Below are 5,042 nucleotides of genomic sequence, written 5' to 3'. Positions count from 1 at the left end.
TCGTGCTGATCGCGGTCGGCACCGCGGCCGGCGCGGTCGGCGGCGGACTGTGGGGCGCGATCCCCGGCGCGCTCAAGGCGTACGCCGACGCCAACGAGGTGATCACGACGATCATGCTCAACTTCGTCGCCGCGAACGTCGCGTACGTGCTCGTGTTGGAGGTGTTCCGCGCCGAGGGCTCCTCCGTGGTCGCCACCGAGTACGTCCCCGAGTACGCGCAGCTCCGTCCGTGGCTGTTCCCCGCCTCCAGCGACTTCGCGCTGGTCGCGCTGCTCATCGGGGTCGGCTTCATCGGCGCGCTCTACTACTTCGTCGAACACACCTCGCTCGGCTACGACCTCCGGACGAGCGGCGTTCAGGCCGCGGCCGCCGAGTACGGCGGCGTGAACGCGAAGCTCACGACCGTCCGGGCGATGACGCTGTCGGGCGCGCTCGGCGGCGTCGGCGGCGCGGTGTGGGTGCTGATGTCCGAGGGCCGGTGGCTGGCCTCGATTCCGGACCTCGGCTTCGACGGCATCACCGTCTCGATTCTGGCCGGGAACAACCCGATCGGCGTGTTGCCGGCCGCGTTCCTCTTCGGCGTGTTGAAGGGCGGGGCCTTGGAGATCGGGTTCCGCACGGACGTGCCCACGCAGCTCGTCGCGGTGTTGCGCGGGCTCATCATCCTCTTCGTCGCGATGCCGGAGTTCTTCCGGATGATCGGTCGGTACGCCGGGCTCGGCGGAGGCGGCGTCGCAGCGCCGACGGAGTCAGACGAGACCGCCGGCGGCGAGGGAGGTGAGACCGATGCGTAACCCGCTGTCGTCGACGCGAGTCATGGAGGGGCTGTTCGAGTCCGACTACGTGCGCTCGCTCGTCGTCGGCACGGTCGGCGCGTTCGCGCTGGTCGGAATTCTCGGGCTCTTGTTCCCCGACTCGATCGCGGGCGACCTCGCTGGGATCGTCTTCTCGACGAGCACCGCCACGTCGACGGCGCGGCTCGCGGCCCCCATCGTGCTCGCCGGGCTCGGCGGTATCTTCGCCGAGAAGTCGGGCGTCATCAACATCGGGCTGGAGGGACTGTTAATCATCTCGGCGTTCGTCTCCGTGTACGCCGCGTCGGTCGTCGGGATCGGCAACGCGGTCCTCGGCGTTCCGGCGCTCGCGATCGGCTTTATCGCCGGCATCGCCGCGTCGACGCTGCTGTCGGCGGTGTTCGCGGTCGTCTGTATCGAGTTCAAGGCGGACCAGATCATCGCCGGACTGGCCGTCTGGCTCATCGCCTTAGGGCTCGCGCCGTTCATGTCGACGGTGTTCTTCGGCGGCGTCAACACGCCGAACCTCGGCGCGAACGTCGGCTGGGCGTACTCCGCGACGCTGGTGCTCATCGCGACCGCGGGGTCGTGGTGGCTGCTGAACCGGACCGCCTTCGGGAAACACCTCCGTGCGGCCGGCGAGAACCCGAAGGCGCTCGACACGGTCGGCGTCTCGGTCTCGAAGGTGCGCTACGCGGGCGTGCTGCTCTCGGGCGTTCTCTCCGGCGTCGGCGGGTCGGCACTGGCGCTGTCGATCGGCCAGTTCGTCGGCTCCGGCGAGACGATGGTCCAAGGGAAGGGGTTCATCGCCATCGTCGCGTACCTGTTCGGCAACTACAACCCGGTCGGAACGCTCGGCGCGGGCGCGCTGTTCGCCGGTCTCGACGCGATGCAGATCCGGCTCCAACAGCTCGGCTACGCGGTCCCGGACACGCTGGTCCAGACCATCCCGTACGTCGTCGTGATCGTCGTGCTCGCCTTGGTCGGCCGGACCCAGATCCCCGAGGCCGCGGGCGAACACTACGAGACCGAAGAGTAGGGCGTCCGATCCGCGTTGTGGTCCTCCCGTTCAACAGGACTCGTCAGCGACGATACCACGTCCGGATCCGAAATTCGTTCTCTCGAATACGACCGAAATGGGAGCAAAGAGTTTTGCCGGGCGCACGACACGCTCCGGTAATGGATATCGACGAGTACGACGTCGTCGTGGCGGGGGCCGGGACCGCCGGCTGTTACGCCGCCGCGACGATCGCGAACGAGGGGCTCGACGTCGTCATCGTCGAGCGAAAGGACGCGGAGGAGGCCGGCCACATCGCCTGCGGCGACGCCCTGAAGGGCGCGGACGCGTTCCCCGAGGCGATCCCGAAAGACCGGCTGGAGCCGGCGTTCACGAACACCGGCGTCGACCACGGTCGCTTCGAGATCCCCCAAGAGGACACGGTTCTGGAGATCCCCGTCCCCGGCGAACTCGCCGTCATCGACCGCTGGGAGTACGGCCGCCAGATAATCGCCGCTGCCGAGGAAGCCGGGGTAGAGTTCCACTACGACACCGTCATCAACGACGTGGTCCAAGACGAGACGGGCCGCGTCACGGGGCTGCGGGCGGTGCGAAAGGGCGACCCGCGGACCTACGCGGCCGACGTCGTCATCGACGGCGCGGGGTCGCTCTCGCTGCTCCAGGACAAGGTCGACTTCGAGGGGACGACCTTCGACACGAACGTTCGCTACTCGCAGTTCTGTTCCGCGTACCGCGAGGTCGTCGAGGTGCCGGAGCCGGTCGAGTGGGACGACGCCCTCGTCTTCAAGGCGACCGACCGCGCCGCGGGCTACCTCTGGTACTTCCCGCGGACCGCGACTGAGATCAACGCCGGGCTCGGCTTCCAGATGAACGAGGAGCCGATGCAACTGGTCGAGTCGCTGAAGAAGGACCTCCGGGACCGCCCCGAGTTCGAGGGCGCGGAGGTCACGGACAAGCTCGGGGCCGCGCTGCCCACCCGACGCCCCTACGACTCGGCGGTCGCGCCGGGCTACATGGCGGTCGGCGACGCCGCGGGCCACGTGAACCCGACGACCGGGGGCGGAATTGCGGGCGCGGCGTACGCGGGCAAGTACGCCGGCGAACAGGCCGTGAAGGCGGTCTCCGACGGCGACGTGAGCGAGGAGAACCTCTGGCGGTACAACACCCGCGTGATGGACCACTTCGGCGGCCGGTATGCCGGCCTCGACGTGTACAACGTCCTCTCGACCGCGGTCGATGTCGACGATCTGATGGGCCTCCTCGCGTCGCTGCCGGGCGAGAAGCTCGCGGAGGCGCTCTACGAGGGGTCGACCTCGATGTCCTTCGGGCTGAAGGTGAAGGCCGCGGTCAAGAGCTTCGGCTACTGGGGGACGATCCGGAACTTCTACCAGACGAAGTCGCTGGCGGACGAGCTGATCGGCCATTACGACGAGTACCCGACCAGCCCCGCCGCGATGGCGAACTGGACCCGCGAGCGCGACGGCATCATGGACCGCGTGTACGAGACGACCGGCGCGGACGCGAAGTACTGAGACGCCGACCGACCGCGACTCACCGCATGAGTGACCGCCGACTCGCCGCATGAGCGACTACCGACTCACGACCGTCGAGACCGTCCGCGAGCAGGGTTCGTGGGCGTTCACGGCCCGCGAGGGCGACACCGACCGCGAGGTGTTCCTCGTGCCCTGCGCGGACGAGCCGGACGGTGAGGCGGAGCGTTCGGATCGAGCGGTTCGGGCGTGGATCAACCGCTGTACCCACGAGGACCAGCGCCTCCACCGCGAAGAAGTCGGCGCAGTCACCCGCGGCGAGTCCGTCGTCTGCCCGAAGCACGGCTCGGCGTTCGACGCCTGCGACGGCTCCTGTGACAACGGCGAGGCCGCGGGGACGACGCTGCGAGAGATCGACGTGGCCGTCCGCGACGGCGCGGTGTTCCTCACCGACGACGACCTCACGTACCTCTACGAGGGGCTGCCGGACGACGACGGCGACGACGAGGGGCCGGCATCGAGTTCGCACCTGACGTTCTGAGTCGACTGCGGGCGATCAGTGAACGTCGGCGAAATTCCGGGCGCTCAGCTGTACGGCGTAGTGACTGGTTAGGCTCTGTTGAAATTCTTAAAAGGTGATAGGTTCTGTCCCCCTGCGGTCAATACAGACAACTCCCGTAGCAGTTCGTTAACTCTGAATGTTGGTGCGTTCCGCTTCCTGAACCCAACCGAGTTTCCGGCGGGTGCGAGCCCATCCGCTCTTCCAAACGAGCCAGTAGCCGGGAATAACACCTACCACGAATAAGGCGATATAGTACTGTAGCTCAACCAGTGGAGGATGGGTAATAGTTGTTACCACGTTCATATATCCTAGAACAAACCAGAGTTGGATCGTAACGAGATGGCCGACAACGAAGGTGCCGACAATTCGCTCAAGAGTCCCGGCGGTTCTGGTTCGCCCCCCAATCTCACTCCGGTAAAGCAGGTACCCAACGGTAAGCGGTTGGAAAAGAGTACATCCGATCGCCCACAGATAATTCATGTTACTTCCTCGCTCGGTGGCGTCAAGGTAAACCCAGTAACCGACGAGAATCAAGGACAGAGCGTGGAACAGGTAGAAGGGAGAACCGAGAATATTCGAGATGATAGTGATCATATCGATAATTAAACTTCAACTGACATATATTTTCCGTTCAATTCAGGGAACGTATTTACTATTGAAATCGGTAATTGATGTATGGCTGAGGTGCGTCGTATCGACTTGGAGAATCCGTGGGTATTCGTATTGACGACCGTTGTTATGTGGGTCGTAGTCACTGTTACCATCCAAACAGTTCTCTCCGACGGTGAGTGGACTGGTGCGGTCATCAGGGGAGCTGGAGGCGGTTTCGTTTGTGGAATTACGATGTTCTATCTTAGGAAGAAAGACTGGTTCTGACACATTCAATCAAGACGCACTCTCATCGCCCGGCTGTTTCAGACGAGAAACTGCCTGAAGAATAGGATCTCAACAGAGCCACTGCTTATAAATCACAGACAGACACAGACGCCACCGAAGCCCCAGCCGCGAGGACGGCGCACGCTCGCTGCGGTCCTCACTCGGTCGCTACCGCTCCCTCGTTGCGGTCCTTACTTCGCCTGCGCCGTCCTCGCGGCAGCGAGGCGCTACGCGCCTCGGGCAGCCGGCGGCTTCGCCGCCGGCGACTGCCCCTTCGAGTCCCACCCCGCACCGCTCCGCAC

5 protein-coding genes and 1 pseudogene are annotated in these 5,042 nt (G+C 65.1%); 5 read left to right on the top strand and 1 reads right to left on the bottom strand.

The features are described from left to right. From BN903_RS08325 to BN903_RS08310, 4 genes and pseudogenes are all read left to right on the top strand, one after another. Positions 1 to 794 (top strand): annotated as a pseudogene (locus tag BN903_RS08325) (ABC transporter permease); the annotation flags it as partial. Then, complete coding sequence (locus BN903_RS08320; protein ID WP_048077300.1) at positions 787 to 1,833, top strand: ABC transporter permease; 1,047 nt, start codon at positions 787 to 789, stop codon at positions 1,831 to 1,833. The pseudogene BN903_RS08325 and the gene BN903_RS08320, both read left to right, overlap by 8 nt. 140 nt (positions 1,834 to 1,973) lie before the next feature. After that, positions 1,974 to 3,344 (top strand): geranylgeranyl reductase family protein, encoded by a 1,371-nt coding sequence (locus BN903_RS08315; RefSeq protein ID WP_048077299.1) that lies wholly within the window; start codon positions 1,974 to 1,976, stop codon positions 3,342 to 3,344. Between the two features lie 49 nt (positions 3,345 to 3,393). Next, positions 3,394 to 3,843, top strand: coding sequence for a Rieske 2Fe-2S domain-containing protein (locus BN903_RS08310; protein ID WP_048077298.1), 450 nt, complete (start codon positions 3,394 to 3,396; stop codon positions 3,841 to 3,843). A gap of 147 nt (positions 3,844 to 3,990) precedes the next feature. Here BN903_RS08310 and BN903_RS08305 read toward each other — a convergent pair whose 3' ends face one another. After that, the gene (locus BN903_RS08305; RefSeq protein WP_048077297.1) at positions 3,991 to 4,458 is read right to left on the bottom strand and encodes a hypothetical protein; all 468 of its coding nucleotides are present in this window, start codon (positions 4,456 to 4,458) and stop codon (positions 3,991 to 3,993) included. Between the two features lie 81 nt (positions 4,459 to 4,539). Between BN903_RS08305 and BN903_RS08300 the strand changes: the two genes are divergently transcribed. Then, on the top strand, positions 4,540 to 4,740 hold the full coding sequence (locus BN903_RS08300; RefSeq protein WP_048077296.1) for a hypothetical protein: 201 nt from the start codon (positions 4,540 to 4,542) through the stop codon (positions 4,738 to 4,740). Positions 4,741 to 5,042 lie beyond the last annotated feature (302 nt).

This window comes from Halorubrum sp. AJ67, assembly GCF_000513435.1.
The sequence above is the reverse complement of the archived record's forward strand: the minus strand, read 5'-3'. Positions and strand labels throughout refer to the sequence as shown.